Source organism: Streptomyces sp. NPDC087787, assembly GCF_044743035.1.
GTDB lineage: Bacteria > Actinomycetota > Actinomycetes > Streptomycetales > Streptomycetaceae > Streptomyces.
Map to the genome: position 1 here is coordinate 212,704 of NZ_JBIUVQ010000011.1, position 15,550 is coordinate 228,253.

At 72.3% G+C, this 15,550-nt stretch carries 12 protein-coding genes; 10 read left to right on the forward strand and 2 right to left on the reverse strand.

From position 1 onward, the window contains the following. The first annotated feature begins 52 nt into the window (after positions 1-52). Together ACIOWN_RS19485 and ACIOWN_RS19490 are read left to right on the forward strand one after the other, a co-directional pair. A complete protein-coding gene (locus tag ACIOWN_RS19485; protein ID WP_401982882.1) occupies positions 53-937 on the forward strand; it encodes a biotin--[acetyl-CoA-carboxylase] ligase in 885 nt (294 codons plus the stop codon). Positions 938-1,186: 249 nt separating this feature from the next. Continuing rightward, positions 1,187-2,350, forward strand: coding sequence for an adenylate/guanylate cyclase domain-containing protein (locus tag ACIOWN_RS19490; RefSeq protein ID WP_362346358.1), 1,164 nt, complete (start codon positions 1,187-1,189; stop codon positions 2,348-2,350). A gap of 19 nt (positions 2,351-2,369) precedes the next feature. Here the strand turns inward: ACIOWN_RS19490 and ACIOWN_RS19495 are convergent, their stop codons facing one another. Further along, positions 2,370-3,077 carry a hypothetical protein gene (locus ACIOWN_RS19495; protein ID WP_362346356.1) on the reverse strand — a complete coding sequence of 236 codons (708 nt, stop codon included), beginning with the start codon at positions 3,075-3,077 and terminating at the stop codon, positions 2,370-2,372. Positions 3,078-3,304: 227 nt separating this feature from the next. Here ACIOWN_RS19495 and ACIOWN_RS19500 point away from each other — a divergent pair, with 227 nt between their 5' ends. From ACIOWN_RS19500 to hutH, 3 genes are all read left to right on the forward strand, one after another. Further along, the gene (locus ACIOWN_RS19500; protein ID WP_401982884.1) at positions 3,305-4,099 is read left to right on the forward strand and encodes an enoyl-CoA hydratase/isomerase family protein; all 795 of its coding nucleotides are present in this window, start codon (positions 3,305-3,307) and stop codon (positions 4,097-4,099) included. 338 nt (positions 4,100-4,437) lie between these two features. Next, a complete protein-coding gene (locus tag ACIOWN_RS19505) occupies positions 4,438-5,589 on the forward strand; it encodes a GGDEF domain-containing protein (protein WP_362346352.1) in 1,152 nt (383 codons plus the stop codon). Between the two features lie 96 nt (positions 5,590-5,685). After that, complete coding sequence (hutH, locus tag ACIOWN_RS19510; RefSeq protein WP_401982939.1) at positions 5,686-7,224, forward strand: histidine ammonia-lyase; 1,539 nt, start codon at positions 5,686-5,688, stop codon at positions 7,222-7,224. Between the two features lie 120 nt (positions 7,225-7,344). Here the strand turns inward: hutH and ACIOWN_RS19515 are convergent, their stop codons facing one another. Beyond that, the gene (locus ACIOWN_RS19515) at positions 7,345-7,680 is read right to left on the reverse strand and encodes an LPXTG cell wall anchor domain-containing protein (RefSeq protein WP_362346350.1); all 336 of its coding nucleotides are present in this window, start codon (positions 7,678-7,680) and stop codon (positions 7,345-7,347) included. A gap of 109 nt (positions 7,681-7,789) precedes the next feature. Here ACIOWN_RS19515 and ACIOWN_RS19520 point away from each other — a divergent pair, with 109 nt between their 5' ends. The 5 genes from ACIOWN_RS19520 to ACIOWN_RS19540 all read left to right on the forward strand — a co-directional run bounded on the left by ACIOWN_RS19520 (position 7,790) and on the right by ACIOWN_RS19540 (position 15,413). Further along, complete coding sequence (locus ACIOWN_RS19520; protein ID WP_362346349.1) at positions 7,790-8,155, forward strand: hypothetical protein; 366 nt, start codon at positions 7,790-7,792, stop codon at positions 8,153-8,155. A 220-nt stretch (positions 8,156-8,375) separates the two neighbouring features. Then, positions 8,376-9,620 (forward strand): Ig-like domain-containing protein, encoded by a 1,245-nt coding sequence (locus tag ACIOWN_RS19525; RefSeq protein ID WP_362346347.1) that lies wholly within the window; start codon positions 8,376-8,378, stop codon positions 9,618-9,620. A 115-nt stretch (positions 9,621-9,735) separates the two neighbouring features. Next, entirely contained in the window at positions 9,736-11,193 is a 1,458-nt protein-coding gene (locus tag ACIOWN_RS19530; RefSeq protein WP_362346346.1) for an ABC transporter permease, read from the forward strand. 69 nt (positions 11,194-11,262) lie between these two features. Next, the gene (locus tag ACIOWN_RS19535) at positions 11,263-11,946 is read left to right on the forward strand and encodes an ABC transporter ATP-binding protein (RefSeq protein ID WP_401982887.1); all 684 of its coding nucleotides are present in this window, start codon (positions 11,263-11,265) and stop codon (positions 11,944-11,946) included. A 236-nt stretch (positions 11,947-12,182) separates the two neighbouring features. Further along, the gene (locus ACIOWN_RS19540) at positions 12,183-15,413 is read left to right on the forward strand and encodes a S8 family peptidase (RefSeq protein WP_401982941.1); all 3,231 of its coding nucleotides are present in this window, start codon (positions 12,183-12,185) and stop codon (positions 15,411-15,413) included. The last annotated feature ends 137 nt before the right edge of the window (positions 15,414-15,550 follow it).

The following is a 15,550-nucleotide window of genomic DNA, read 5'->3' on the forward strand; positions in this document are numbered from 1 at the left end:
AGGGGGTCCGCCGATCGGCAGTGCGGCGTTTCCCACACCTAGGGTGGCTTGCATGACGCCGCGAGATGCAGCAGACGACAACCCCGGCAACGAGCCGCACGACAGCCGCTGGTCCGACCTGGACCGCCCGCCCCTGAACGCCGGTTCGCTGCGGCGCGGCCTGGTGCGGGCGGGTGGGCTGTGGTCCGAGGTGGACGTGGTGGGGAGGACCGGTTCCACCAACACGGACCTGGTGGCCCGGGCCGCCGTGGGGAAGGCGGCCGAGGGAGCCGTCCTGGTCGCCGAGGAGCAGACCTCCGCCCGGGGCCGCCTGGACCGCCGGTGGACGGCCCCGCCCCGCTCCGGCCTGTTCTTCTCGGTGCTGCTGCGGCCCGGCGAGGTGGACGTGGCCCGCTGGGGCTGGCTGCCGCTGCTCACCGGCGTCGCGGTGGCCACGGGCCTGTCCCGGGCCGCCGGGGTCGACACGGCGCTGAAGTGGCCGAACGACCTGCTGGTGACCGTCGGAGGCGAGGAACGCAAGGCCGGCGGCATCCTGGCCGAGCGGGCCGGCGCGGACGCGGTGGTCATCGGCATCGGCATCAACGTCTCGCTGCGGCGGGACGAACTCCCGGTCCCGCAGGCGGGCTCCCTCGCGCTCGCCGGAGCCGTGAGCACCGACCGCGATCCGCTGCTGCGGTCGGTCCTTCGCTCCCTGGAGGACTGGTACGGCCGGTGGCGGGCGGTGGAAGGCGACGCGGCCGCGAGCGGTCTCCAGGAGGCGTACGCGGCCGGCTGTGCGACGCTCGGCCGGGTGGTCCGGGCGGAACTGCCGGGCGACCGGGCGGTGGTCGGGGAAGCCGTCGCGGTGGACGGGGACGGCCGTCTGGTCATCGCCACCGAGGAGGGTGTGCAGGAGCCGGTCGGCGCGGGCGACATCGTGCATCTGCGCCCCGCGTGAACCGCCCGGCGGGGGCGTCCGGGATGCCCGCCGCGGCCGTGCGCGGTCACGGTGGGCGCGGGCGCCGTTCCGGCGGCCCCGCACCCGGTGACGCCGGTGCGGGTGCCGGAACAGCGCCGGTCAGCTCCACCCCGGCCCGCACGCGCGGCTCCGCTCTCGGCGGAACCTGACGGAGTGAGCTGGCGCACACCTGCCGTAGAGTTGAGGCCGGTCGATACCTGACCGTGGCAGATCGGAAGGGCAGCAGGCGTGACCGTCGACGACACGGGCTCCGGCGCGGACGCGGACGGCCCGGAGGAGCCTCCGCCATTCTCGTCCTCGCACGAGCAGGAGGACCCGGACGCCGCCGACTCCGGCGCACACCCTCTCGCGCTGCGCCTCGAACAGCTCATCCTGGGCGCGGAGCGGCGCTACACCCCGTTCCAGGCGGCCCGCAGCGCCGGCGTTTCCATGGAGCTGGCCTCACGCTTCTGGCGGGCCATGGGCTTCGCCGACATAGGCCAGGCCAGGGCGCTCACGGAGGCCGACGTGCTGGCCCTGCGGCGGCTCGCGGGTCTGGTCGAGGCGGGGCTGCTCAGCGAGGCCATGGCGGTGCAGGTGGCCCGGTCCACCGGGCAGACCACCGCCCGTCTGGCCGAATGGCAGATGGACTCCTTCCTGGAGGGCCTGACCGAGCCGCCCGAGCCCGGTATGACCCGCACCGAGGTGACGTACCCGATCGTCGAGCTGCTGCTGCCCGAGCTGGAGGAGTTCCTGGTCTACGTCTGGCGCCGCCAGCTCGCCGCCTCGGCCGGCCGGGTCGTGCAGGCAGCCGACGACGAGGAGATGGTCGACCGGCGGCTGGCCGTGGGCTTCGCGGACCTCGTCGGCTTCACCCGGCTGACCCGCCGCATGGAGGAGGAGGAGCTCGGCGAACTCGTCGAGGCGTTCGAGACGACCTCGGCCGACCTTGTGGCCGCGCGCGGCGGACGGCTCATCAAGACGCTCGGCGACGAGGTGCTGTACGCCGCCGACGACGCCGGCACGGCGGCGGACATCGCGCTGCGGCTGGTCGAGACGATGGCCCACGACGAGACGATGCCGGAGCTGCGCGTGGGCATGGCGTTCGGCACGGTCACCACCCGTATGGGCGATGTGTTCGGCACCACCGTCAATCTCGCCTCCCGGCTCACCTCGATAGCTCCGCGCGACGCCGTCCTGGTCGACAGCGCCTTCGCCGAGGAGCTGATCCGCACCGGGGACGCCCCGGCGTCCGAGGCGGAGGCGGCCGAGGCCGCGGCGACGGCCGAGAAGGAGGGCGAGGAGCCGCCGGTGTACCGGTTCGCCCTTCAGCCGATGTGGCAGCGCCCGGTGCGCGGTCTGGGCGTGGTCGAGCCCTGGCTGCTCACCCGGCGCAACGGCGGGCCCGCGTAACCGGCGGTCGCCTCCCGGTTCAGCGGGCCGGTCCGGCCCCGACGCCGACGCACAGCCCGATGATCGGCAGACACAGGCCGCCGCTTCCGCCGGAGGGCGGGGCCGGGGGCTGCGTGCTCGGGGTCGGTGCGGGGTGCGGAGCCGGGGCCGTGGTGGCGGACGGCCCTGGCGCGTCCGCGGTGGAATCCGGGTGCTCCGGCGGGTCCGTGTCCTTGAGGCCCTCGGGATCCTCGGGAGGCGCCGTGGGAACGGCCGTGGTCTCCGGGAGCGCCGGGGGCCGCGCTGCGGCCGCCGGGGACGGGGACGCCGTCGGCACGGCGCCCGACTCCGCGACCGGTGCGGCGCTCACCCCGCCCAGGGCGACGTCCGCCGAGGGCGCGGCGGACGTACGGGGCGCGGTGGAGGCGCCGGTGGGGGTGCCGGCGGAGCGGCCGGAGCCGTTGCCCTGGGCCGCGTGGGGCTCGGCCTCGGCGGTGCCCGGACCGCCGAGCCCGGACTCGGGCGCCAGCCGTACGAGGCTCAGCACACCGGCGGCCACCGCGAGTCCTCCGGCGGCCAGCAGCGCCTTGCGGGGCCGGCGCCTGCGGTGCCGTCCGCGGGCGCCGGGGCCCCACTGCGTGCGGGCGGTCTCCTCCGCGGCGTCGCCGCCGCCCCCGCCCGTCCCGTCTATGCCTGTCTTGTCGTCGTTGTCGGCGGATTGCCGGACTGTGGCCGTGTGCGTCGTCATCGCCGTCCTCCCCGATGCGCTCGCGCCCCCTGATGCGCCATGGCGGACGCACGTTATGCGCTCTCCCGGGGGTTCGGCGGCAGTTGGGCGGGGATGTCACTCGAACGGGGTGCCGGGTCTCGACAACGGGGCCGCGCCTGCAACCCGTCCGCCCTTCCCCCGGCGCGGGCCCTGCTGCGATGATCGGGCCTGGTTTCTTGTTAACCCACGTTAACCAGGAGGGTGTCATGACCGAGGAGCGGTTCGGCGAGTTCGTGCTGGTGCGGCGGCACGAGTACGTCGCGGAGCTCGTCCTGGACCGGCCCAAGGCGATGAACGCCGTGTCCACGGACATGGCGCGGTCGATCGCCGCGGCCTGTGCGGCGCTCGCCGCCGACCGGGACGCGCGCGTGGTCGTCCTGACGTCCTCGCACGAGCGGGCGTTCTGCGTCGGGGCCGACCTCAAGGAGCGCAACTCCTTCAGCGACGCCGACCTGGTGCGCCAGCGCCCGGTCGCACGCGGTGCGTACACCGGCGTGCTGGAGCTGCCCATGCCGACGATCGCGGCGGTGCACGGGTTCGCGCTCGGCGGCGGCTTCGAGCTGGCCCTGTCCTGCGACATGATCGTGGCCGACCGTACGGCCGTGGTGGGGCTGCCGGAGGTCTCGGTGGGCGTCATCCCCGGCGGCGGCGGTACGCAGCTGCTGCCCCGGCGGGTGGGTGCCGCCCGGGCCGCCGAGCTGATCTTCACGGCGCGTCGGCTGGAGGCGCCGGAGGCGGCCGGGCTGGGCCTCGTGGACCGGCTGGTGGACGAGGGCCGCGACCGCGAGGAGGCCCTGGAACTGGCCTCCCGGATGGCGGCGAACTCTCCGATCGGGCTGCGCGCCGCCAAGCGCGCGCTGCGACTCGGCCACGGCCTCGACCTCCGGGCCGGCCTCGAGGTCGAGGACGCGGCCTGGCGCTCGGTCGCCTTCTCGGCGGACCGCGCGGAGGGAGTGGCCGCTTTCAACGAGAAGCGCCGCCCCCAGTGGCCGGGGGAGTGACCACCCCCTGACGAGAGCGGCCGGCCCGGGGCGCCGCCGGTCCCGGAAGAGGCGGCTGTGGCCGCGAACCCCGGCCGGCATGCGCCCCCCGCTCCCTCCGCTCCCTCCGCTCGCCGCGCCTGCCGGACCGCCCGACCGTCGCGGCCGGCGGGTGGGCGGCGACCGCCCGGCCCCGGGCCGGAAGCCGTCAGTCCCGCGCCCGTGGGGCACAGCGGCGCCGCCGGTTGCCGGGCGGCGGCGGGGGTGCCGTCAGGTCCGTACCCGGGAGTCGCCGGTCCCGGTGTGTCTGCACGTGGGCCAATGTCTCGATTCGGGCGAAACATCCCTAGCCTGGGGTGATGGGCGAGAACAGGCGGCTGGCGGCCGTGGTGGCGTTGGCGCAGGGGATGGCCGCGGCGCAGACCTCGCGTGAGTCGTGGCGGGCGGCCGCGCTCGGCGCCTGCCGGGCGCTGGAGGGGAGTTTCGCCGCGCTCTCGGTGTGGGAGCGCGAGCGCGGCCGGCTGCGGGTCCTGGTGAACGTGGGGGACCGGGCGCCGGAGGAGCGGGAGTTCCCGGAGGACGAGACCTATCCGGTGCACCAGTTCCCTGAGATCACCGAGTTCCTGCACGAACGGTGGGCGTCGGGCGGTGAACCCGACGCCTGGGTGGAGACCGCCGACGGCGCGGCCGCGGGCCACCCCGGCTACAGCCACCAGCGCGTGGCCGCGCTGCGCCGGCGCGGGCGCGGCTGCTGCGTGGTCGCGCCGATCGTGCAGCACGGACGCGCCTGGGGCGAGCTCTACGTCGCCCGCCCGGTCGGCCTCCCCCTCTTCGGGCGCTCCGACGCCGACTTCGCCACCGTGCTGGCCGCCGTGGTCGCCGCCGGGCTCGCCCAGAGCGAGCGGCTGGAGGAGGCCCGCAGGCTGGCGTTCACGGACGCGCTGACCGGGCTCGCCAACCGCCGCGCCGTCGACGTGATGCTCGAGGAGGCGATCGAGCGGCACCGGCTGGACGGGGTCGCCGTCAGCCTCGTCGTCTGCGACCTCAACGGGCTCAAGCAGGTCAACGACACCCTCGGCCACGCCGTCGGCGACCGGCTCCTCGAACGGTTCGGCTCCGTACTGTCGCTGTGCGGCGCGATGGTGCCGGGCGCGCTCGTGGCACGGCTCGGCGGCGACGAGTTCTGCCTGGTCGCGGTCGGGCCGCCGGCCGACGAGGTGATCAAGGCGGCCGACGAGCTGTGCCGGCGCGCGGCCGAGCTGGAGCTGGGCGAGGGCGTCGCCTGCGGGGTCGCCTCGACCGAGCACGCGATCGGGCCGGTACCGTCGGCCCGGCGGCTGTTCCGGCTCGCCGACGCCGCCCAGTACCGGGCGAAGGCGCTGCGCGCCGACCGGCCCGTGGTCGCGGGTCGTGAGGGCCCGCAGGACCCGGTCGTCCGCCTCGCCGACGCGCCCCCGCCCGTACCGGAGGCCCCGGCGGAGCGGCGCCGCTTCCGGGGTCGCAGGCCCTGACCGGCGCCGGGCATCCCGGCCGCGCGTTGTAAGAGTCACTCCCGGCACCCACTAGTGACATCTTCGCATTCACTGCGTACGCTCCTGAATATGGATATGCATACTGTGGTGGTGGGGACGTCGGGGGTCACCGCGTCCGACGTTCTCGCGGTGGCACGCGGCGGCGCCCGTGTCGAGCTCTCCGACGAGACGGTGGCGGCCCTGGCGGCAGCGCGGGAGATCGTGGACGCGCTGGCGGCCAAGCCCGAACCCGTCTACGGCGTCAGCACCGGCTTCGGGGCCCTGGCGACCCGGCACATCAGCCAGGAGCTGCGCACCCAGCTCCAGCGCAACATCGTCCGCTCGCACGCCGCCGGGCTGGGCCCGAGGGTCGAGCGCGAGGTCGTACGGGCGCTGATGTTCCTGCGGCTGAAGACCGTGTGCTCCGGGTACACCGGCGTGCGCCCCGCGGTCGCGCAGACCATGGCCGACGTGCTCAACGCCGGCATCACCCCGGTCGTGCACGAGTACGGCTCCCTCGGCTGCTCCGGCGACCTCGCCCCGCTGTCCCACTGCGCCCTCGCCCTCATGGGCGAAGGTGACGCGGAGGGCCCCGACGGCGTCGTACGCCCGGCCGGCGAGCTGCTCGCCGAGCACGGCATCCAGCCCGTCGAACTGCGCGAGAAGGAGGGCCTGGCCCTCCTCAACGGCACCGACGGCATGCTCGGCATGCTGATCATGGCCCTCGCCGACCTCGACACCCTGTACAAGTCCGCCGACATCACCGCCGCCCTCAGCCTGGAGGCACTGCTCGGCACGGACAAGGTCCTCGCCCCCGAGCTGCACGCCATCCGTCCGCACCCGGGACAGGGCGCCTCCGCCGCCAACATGCTGGCCGTGCTCAAGGGCTCCGGCCTCACCGGGCACCACCAGGGCGACGCGCCCCGCGTGCAGGACGCCTACTCCGTGCGCTGCGCCCCGCAGGTCGCCGGCGCCGGCCGCGACACCCTCGCGCACGCCCGCCTGGTCGCCGAGCGCGAACTGGCCTCCGCCGTCGACAATCCCGTAGTGCTGCCCGACGGCAGGGTGGAGTCCAACGGCAACTTCCACGGCGCCCCGGTCGCCTACGTGCTGGACTTCCTCGCCATCGCCGCCGCCGACCTCGGCTCCATCGCCGAGCGCCGTACCGACCGGCTGCTCGACAAGAACCGCAGCCACGGACTGCCGCCGTTCCTCGCCGACGACGCCGGTGTCGACTCGGGCCTGATGATCGCTCAGTACACGCAGGCCGCGCTGGTCAGCGAGATGAAGCGGCTCGCCGTGCCGGCCTCCGCCGACTCCATCCCGTCCTCCGCCATGCAGGAGGACCACGTCTCCATGGGCTGGTCGGCGGCGCGCAAGCTGCGGACGGCCGTCGGCAACCTGAACCGGATCATCGCGATCGAGCTCTACGCCGCCGCGCGCGCCGTGGAACTGCGCGAGGGCCTGACCCCGGCTCCGGCGAGCCGGGCGGTCATCGACGCCGCTCGCGAGGCGGGAGTCGGCGGACCGGGTCCGGACCGCTTCCTCGCGCCCGACCTCGCCGCCGCGGACGCCTTCGTGCGGGACGGCGGCCTCCTCGCGGCGGCCGAGACCGTCACCGGTCCGCTGCTGTAGGACGGAGGGCTTGGGCCGAAGTCCACCGGTCCGCTGCCAAGGGACGGCGGGCCGGAGCCCAAGTCGCGGGGGAGCGCCGGGCGTTGCGACGCGGCGAACGTCGCCTGTCGCGGCACTCGTTCAGAAGCCCAGGCGCTCCCGGCGCACGGAGTAGACCACGAAACCGGCGCCCAGTATGAGGAGCGAGGTGCCGCCGACGACGTAGGGGGTCGTGTCGATGCTTCCGGTGTCGGCGAGTTCGGTTCCGCCGCCGGTGGGCGCGTCCTCCTGGACGCCGGACACCTGCGCCGCCGCGGCGGGTCGCCCCTGCTCCGTGACCTGGGCCGTCGGCACCGCCGGGTCCGCCCCTCTCGCCGGAGTGCCCACCGAGGCGTCCGCGGAGGGGACGAACCACAGGGCGCCCAGCAGGGTGCCCGCGGCGGTGGCTGTCAGCAACGTACGGCGAGCGGATGACACGGAATATCGATCCCCTTGTGGCGCTGGTGAATTGGCCGTGTGGGGCGATGTTAGTGAACGTCGCGGGTCACAGGAAAGTCACGGGACGTTTGAGCCGTACGCTCCGTCCATGAGCACTTCAGAGACTTCACGTTTTGTCCGCGTCAGCGTCGAGCTCGTCGTCGAGATCGAGGACGCGGAAGCCGTCATCGCCGCGGCCCGCGGCCGGATCGCCGAACACGCCGAGGACGGCGAGCTGGACCCCGCGGAGCGGGCGCACGCCGAGGGAGCTGTGACGGAGGACACCGCCGAGGCCCTGGCGTACCTGGTCGATCCGTTCGACCTGGTGGGCGAGGTACCGGGGGTCGAACTCCAGCAGGCCTCCTGGTCGAGCGAACGCATCGACTACGACCCCGATTCGCCGGACTGGGAGTTCGACGAGGATGATGGCGACGGGGACGACGAGGAAGTGGATGCCGCGGGTCACTCCGGCTGACGTCGCCCGGGTCACATCGGCGGCCCCGGGCGCAACCGACGCCCGGGGTTTCGTCGTCTCACGCAACGCGCAGGCCGGGCCGCGCACCGTCCGCTGCGGCGGACGTGGCGAGTTCCACACCTCACGACGTGGGAAATGGGTCGAAACGGTCTTAGCGTTGAGTGCTCGCGACGGGGGACTCGAGGGGTTTTGGGACTCGCCAACGATGGAGAAGCGTGTGATGACGAACAGTAAGCGGCGCAGGCGCCTGACGGCCGCGTCCGCACTGCTCGGCGGTGTACTGGTGCTCACGGCCTGTTCCGGCGGCAGCGACGCGGCCGACGGCGGTGGGGACTCCTCGCGGGCCAAGGCCGACAAGGCCGCGGCCGAGGAGTCGTCGGAGGCCCAGATCAAGATCACACCAGCGGACGGCTCCGACAACGCCTCGATCAACAACTCGGCTGCCGTCACCGTGGCCAAGGGCACGCTGACGAAGGTGACGATGACGACCGTCGACGGCAAGGCCGTCGAGGGGCAGATATCGGCCGACAAGACGAGCTGGAAGCCCAGCGCCCAGCTCGAGCGGGCCACCACCTACAAGGTGGCCGCGACCGCCACGGACGCCAAGGGCCGCGACGCCCACGAGAACGGCTCCTTCACCACGGTCGCCCCCGCGCACAGCTTCATCGGCTCGTTCACGCCGGACAACGGCACCACCGTGGGTGTCGGCATGCCCGTGTCGATCAACTTCGACAAGGCGATCACCAACAAGGCGGACGTCGAGAAGGGCATCACCGTCACGTCCTCCAGCGGTCAGGAGGTCGCCTGCCACTGGTTCGGCGTCCAGCGGATGGACTGCCGTCCCGAGCAGTACTGGCAGGAGAACTCCACCGTCACGCTGAAGCTCGATCTCGACGGCGTCGAGGGCGCCCAGGGTGTCTTCGGCGTCCAGCAGAAGACGGTCACCTTCCACATCGGCCGCAACCAGGTCTCCTACGTCGACGCCAAGACCAAGCAGATGAGGGTCACGCGGAACGGCAAGACCGTCAAGACAATCCCGATCTCCGCCGGCTCCCCCGAGAACACCACCTACGAGGGCGCGATGGTGATCTCCGAGAAGTTCCAGCAGACCCGGATGAACGGCGCCACGGTCGGCTTCACCGACGACGACGGCAAGGGCGAGTACGACATCAAGGACGTGCCGCACGCCATGCGTCTGACCAACTCCGGCACCTTCATCCACGGCAACTACTGGGGCGGACCTGGCGTCTTCGGCAACGTCAACACCAGCCACGGCTGTGTGGGCCTGCAGGACAAGAAGGGCGCCAACGACCCGAACACCCCGGGCGCGTGGTTCTTCAACAACTCGATCGTCGGTGACGTCGTCGTCGTCCAGAACACCGGCGACAAGACCGTCGCCCCGGAAAACGGCCTCAACGGCTGGAACATGAGCTGGGCCCAGTGGAAGGCCGGTTCGCCCGCCTGACGACCGCTCGGCCTGCCCAAGACCGGTGCCGCCCCTCGGGGTTGCACCGGTCTTCTCATACTTCTCTCAGCGCGGCCTCAAGTCCTCATCAAGGTGCGCCCCTACTGTCGGCCGCATGTTCTTCACCTACCTGAGGCGCGAGCTGCGCCGCCGTCGAAAGGCGGCTCTCGTCGTCGCCTCCGGCCTCGCGCTGGGCATCGCGCTGGTCATCGTGGTCAACTCCGTGTCCAGCGGCATGAGCAGGGCGCAGGACAAGGTCCTGCAGTCGCTGTACGGGCTGGGCACGGACATGACCGTCAGCAAGGCCGCCTCGCCGGCGTCCGGCGACTCGCGCCCGCGCTTCAAGTTCGACGCCCAGGAGAGCGGCGACAAGAACGACCAGAGCAGCGACCGGGTCATGGCGCAGGGCTTCACCACCCTGCCCGCCTCCACGGTCGGCAAGGTGGCGGACCAGAAGGGCGTCTCCTCCGCGGTCGGCGGGCTCAGCCTCAACGTGGTAAGGATCAACGGCCAGTTCACCCGCGGCCAGTTCAAGCAGGACGGCGAGGGCGGGCAGACACGCGGCGCGCCCGGCTCCGGGCCGCAGGGCCGGGTCATGGGCGGCGGCGCCGACTTCGACGTCAACCAGTACACGGTCTACGGAACCGACGTCACCCACCCGGAGCTCGGCCCGCTGACCTCCTCGGAGATCACCGACGGCCGCACCTTCAGGACCGGTGAGACCGACGCCGCGGTCGTCGTCGCCGACTCGGCTTACGCCAAGGAGAAGAAGCTCAAGGTCGGCGGCAGCGTCACCATCAAGAAGGTCAAGTACGAGGTGATCGGCATCGCCACCGCGAGCAGCGGGGACGCGGCGGCCAACCTGTACATCCCGCTGAAGCAGGCGCAGACCCTCAGCGGCGACAAGGACAAGGTCACCACGATCTACGTCAAGGCGACCGACTCCCAGCGGATAGACGCCGTCAAGAGCGCCATTCAGAAGAACGTCCCGGACACCACGGTCACCACCTCCGCCGACCTGGCAAAGACCGTCTCCGGTTCCCTGTCCACCGCCTCCGACCTGGCCACCAGCGTCGGCAAGTGGCTGTCCATCGCGGTGCTCGTGGCCGCCTTCCTGGTCGCCGGGCTGCTGACCTCCTCGGCGGTCTCCCGGCGGGTGCGCGAGTTCGGCACGCTCAAGGCGCTGGGCTGGAAGTCGGGCCGGGTGACCCGGCAGGTGGTCGGCGAGGCCGTCGTCAACGGACTGGTCGGCGGTGTCCTCGGCATCGCACTCGGCCTGGCGGGCGCCTACGCGGTGACCGCGATCAGCCCGACGCTCCAGGCGCAGCTCGGCGGCTCGGGTGGCGTGGCCGGCGGTCCGGGCGGCGAGGGCGTCTTCCGCGCCGGCGGCCTCGGCGGCCCCGGCCGGCAGGCCGCCAAGTCCCTTGAGGTCGCGCTCACCGCGCCGGTCAGCCTCACCACCATCGTCCTCGCGGTCGGCCTCGCCGTGGCCGGCGGCCTGATCGCCGGCGCGTTCGGCGGCTGGCGGGCCTCCCGGCTGCGCCCGGCGGACGCCCTGCGGCGCGTCGAGTAGCGCGCCGCCCTCCGCGAACCGCCGGGCCACCGGCCCCCTTCTCCCCGCATCCCAGGAGCTGCTTCCCCCATGTACGAACTCACCGGCGTCACCAAGCACTACACCCGGGGCAAGGAGGTCGTCCGAGCCCTCGACGAGGTCGACCTGACCATCGGCGACGGCGACCGGCTGGTCATCCAGGGCCCCACCGGCGGCGGCAAGTCGACGCTGCTGCAGATGCTGGGCGGCCTGGACCGGCCCACCTCCGGCCAGGTCGTCCTCGACGGCACCGACCTGGCGAAGCTGCCCGAGGCCCGGCTGACCCGGGTGCGCAGCGAGAGCATCGGCTTCGTCTTCCAGTCCTTCAACCTGATCCCGACGCTGACCGCGCAGGAGAACGTCGAGACCGCCCTCGTCCCGCTCGGCATCAAGGCCGCCGAACGACGCCAACGGGCCGCCGGGGCACTGGAGTCGGTCGGGCTCGGCGAGCGGCTCGGCCACCTGCCGTCCGAGATGTCCGGCGGCCAGCAGCAGCGCGTCGCCATCGCCCGCGCCCTGGTCAAGCAGCCGAAGGTGCTGCTCGCCGACGAGCCCACCGGAAACCTCGACGAGTCCATGCGCGACGAGATCATGGACGTACTCGAACGCATGTGGAAGGAGCACGGGTTGACGTTCGTCATGGTCACCCACGACTCCGCCATCGCGAGGAAGGCGCCCCGCGTGGCGACCATCCGCAAGGGGCGCATCACCGTCAAGGAGAACGCGGGGGCCTGAACGGGAGGGAAACGAGAGAACCGACCGCACCCCGCCATTGAGCGCGTGATCACCCCCCGGCATACTTCCTCTTCCGGGGGGTGGGGGTGTAGCGCACTTGTGCGAGCCTTCCCCCGGTCGAGTGGACAGGGAATCCGCTCGACACTCCGTTTCCAGGGGGAGTTTTGCGCAGACAAGTGAAAAGAGCGGGCGTGGCCGCGGTCGCCGCGGCGGCAGCCGTCGCCCTCGCCGCGGGTATGACCAGCCCCGCGTCGGCGCGGCCCGAGCACCGCGCCGCCAACGCTGCCGGGCCCGCGGCCCACCGCACCATCACTCTCATCACCGGCGACCGGGTCACCGTGGACGCCAAGGGCCGCGTGATCGGCCTGCACCGGGCCGAGGGCCGCGAGCAGATACCCGTGCAGGTCCGCCGTATGGGCGGACGCACCCTCGTCGTGCCGGCCGACGCGTCCCGCCTGATCGCCTCCGGCAAGCTGGACCAACGCCTCTTCGACATCACCGAGTTGAACAAGTCCGCCACCCGCAAGTCGTTCAAGGACGGACTGAAGGTCATCGTCGGGTACCAGGGCGCGGCCACCGCCGCCCGGGCCGACGTCCGCGAGGCCGGCACCCTGCGCCGGGCCCTGAAGGCGCTGAACGCCGACGCGGTGCAGACCCCCGTCAAGGACACGCCCGAGCTGTGGGAGGCGCTCACCGACGGCGACCGGACCAGCGCCGGCATCGCGCACGTCTGGCTCGACGGCGTCCGCAAGGTCACCCTCGACAAGTCCGTGCCGCAGATCGGCGCGCCGACGGCGTGGCAGTCCGGCTACACCGGCAAGGGCGTGAAGATCGCCGTCCTGGACACCGGTGTCGACGCCACCCACGCGGATCTGAAGTCCCAGGTGGTGGCGGCCAAGAACTTCACCACCAGCAACAGCACGGCCGACCGGGTCGGCCACGGCACCCATGTCGCCTCCATCGCGGCGGGCACCGGCGCCAAGTCGGGCGGCAAGTACAAGGGTGTGGCGCCCGGCGCCAAGATCCTCAACGGCAAGGTCCTCGACGACGAGGGCTACGGCGACGACTCCGGCATCCTGGCCGGCATGGAGTGGGCGGCCCAGCAGGGCGCCGACATCGTCAACCTCAGCCTCAGCGGCGAGGACACCCCGGGTGTCGACCCGCTGGAGGCGGAGGTCGACAAGCTCTCCGCCGAGAAGGGCATCCTCTTCGCGATCGCCGCGGGCAACGAGGGCCCCGAGACGGTCGGTTCGCCCGGCAGCGCCGACTCCGCCATCACCGTCGGCGCGGTCGACAAGAAGAACCGTCTCGCCGACTTCTCCTCCACCGGCCCGCGGGTGGGCGACGGCGTCATCAAGCCCGACGTCACCGCGCCGGGCGTGGCCATCACCGCCGCCGCGGCCAAGAACAGCCTGATCGGCAAGGAGGTCGGCGAGAGCCCGGCCGGCTACCTGACCATCGACGGCACCTCGATGGCGACCCCGCACGTCGCCGGTGCCGCCGCGCTCCTCAAGCAGCAGCACCCGGACTGGGGTTACGCCGAACTGAAGGGCGCGCTGACCGGCTCCGCCAAGGGCGGCCCGTACACCCCGTTCGAACAGGGCGCCGGCCGTATCGCCGTCGACAAGGCGGTCAAGCAGACCGTGATCGCCGACCCGGTCTCGGTGAGCTTCGGCATCCAGTCCTGGCCGCACACGGACGACGAGCCGGTCACCAAGCAGCTGACCTACCGCAACCTCGGCACCGAGGACGTCACGCTCAGCCTGGCCATGACGGCCGCCGACCCCAAGGGCCGGCCGGTCCCGGACGGCTTCTTCACGCTCGGCGCCACCGAGGTGACGGTCCCGGCCGGCGACAAGGCCTCCGTCGACCTGACCGTGAACACCCGGCTGGGCGGCACCCTGGACGGCGGGTACTCGGCGTACGTGACGGCGACCGGCGGCGGGCAGAACGTCCGTACGGCCGCGGCCGTGCAGCGCGAGGTCGAGTCGTACGACGTCACCGTCAAGCACATCGGCCGGGACGGCAAGCCCACCGCCTCCCACGACACGATCCTGTACGGCTACACCGGCCGCGGCGCCTGGCGCACCTACCGGGTGCCGGACGGCGCCGGCACGACGACCGTGCGCGTGCCCAAGGGCACCTACGTGCTGGACGCATGGATCGCGAAGGACCTGACCACCTTCAAGGGCGGTCTGGACTGGCTGGTCCAGCCGAAGCTGAGCGTCACCGGGAACGTCACGGTCACGGTCGACGCCCGGAAGGCCAAGCCGGCCGACATCACCGTGCCGGACAAGGCCGCACGGCAGCACCGCGCGACGATCGGCTACTCCTACGACCCGGCGATGTACGACGTCGCCATGCCCCTCGGCTCGTGGTCCCAGCTGCGCACCGGTTCCATCGGCGGCGACGTCAGCGGGCTCAGCCAGGTCTGGAGCGGCCAGTGGACCAAGGGCTCGTCGGCCGAGTACGACGTGGTGACCACCGCGAAGGTCAAGCGGTTCCAGGGCGGCAAGGTGCGCCACTACGCGGCACGTGAGCTGGCCACGGTGAAGAACTCCCTCGGCGCGGGTGCCTCCGGCAAGACCGGCGCCGTCACGCCCTGGGCCCTCATCGACGACGGCCTCGTCATAACGGACAGCATCGAGCAGAAGCTGCCGGGCACCCGGACGCTGTACCTGTCGACGGGCAACGGCGTCTACTGGTTCCTCTTCGCGGAGCAGTTCCGAGGCCACGACAAGCAGAACCGGCCGATCAGGGAGGCGCTGTACACGTCCGACGACGTGAAGGCCTACAAGGGCGGCAAGACCTACACCAACACCTTCAACAGGGCGGTTTTCGGTCCCCACCTGAACCGGGACTACGGCGTCTTCCGCTACAGGAACGAGCTCTACGGCTCCCTGCCGCTGTTCGCCGACTCCGGGGCGCACGGAGGCTTCTCGACGTTCACCTCGGTGCAGACGAACCTGTACCGCAACGGCAAGAAGGTCGCGTCCAACCACGACCCGCTGCTCGGCGAGTCCTTCGACGTCACGGCCGGTGACGCCCAGTACCGGCTGACCACCTCGGTCAAGCGCAGCGCGAAGGTCGCGGGCGCCTCCACCCGCGTCGACGCGAGCTGGACGTTCCGCTCCAAGAAGCCGTCCGGCTCGTCCGAGGTCCGGCTGCCGGCCTCCACGCTCCGCTTCAAGGCCACCACCGGCCTGGACAACCGTGTCCCGGCGGGCAAGAAGGCGACCTTCCCGGTCACCGTGGAGGGCGCCGCCGCGGGCAAGAACCTCAAGTCGCTCACCGTCTGGGTGTCCTACAACGACGGCAAGACCTGGAAGAAGGTCACCGTCAAGAAGGGCAAGATCACGGTCAAGAACCCGGCGAAGGGCAAGGCCGTCTCGTACAAGGCCAAGATCACCGACAAGAAGGGCAACGTGTCCACGGTCGCGATCTACGGTGCGTACCGCGGCAAGTGAGCCGGTGCCGAGGGCCCGTGAGGACTCTTGACGGATGAGCGGCCCGCTGGAAGCACTGCTTCCGGCGGGCCGTTCCCGTGCTCGCGAGCAGCCTGCTCCTGCCGGGCGGATGTGCGGGACGGCCCTCGCTGGATAAA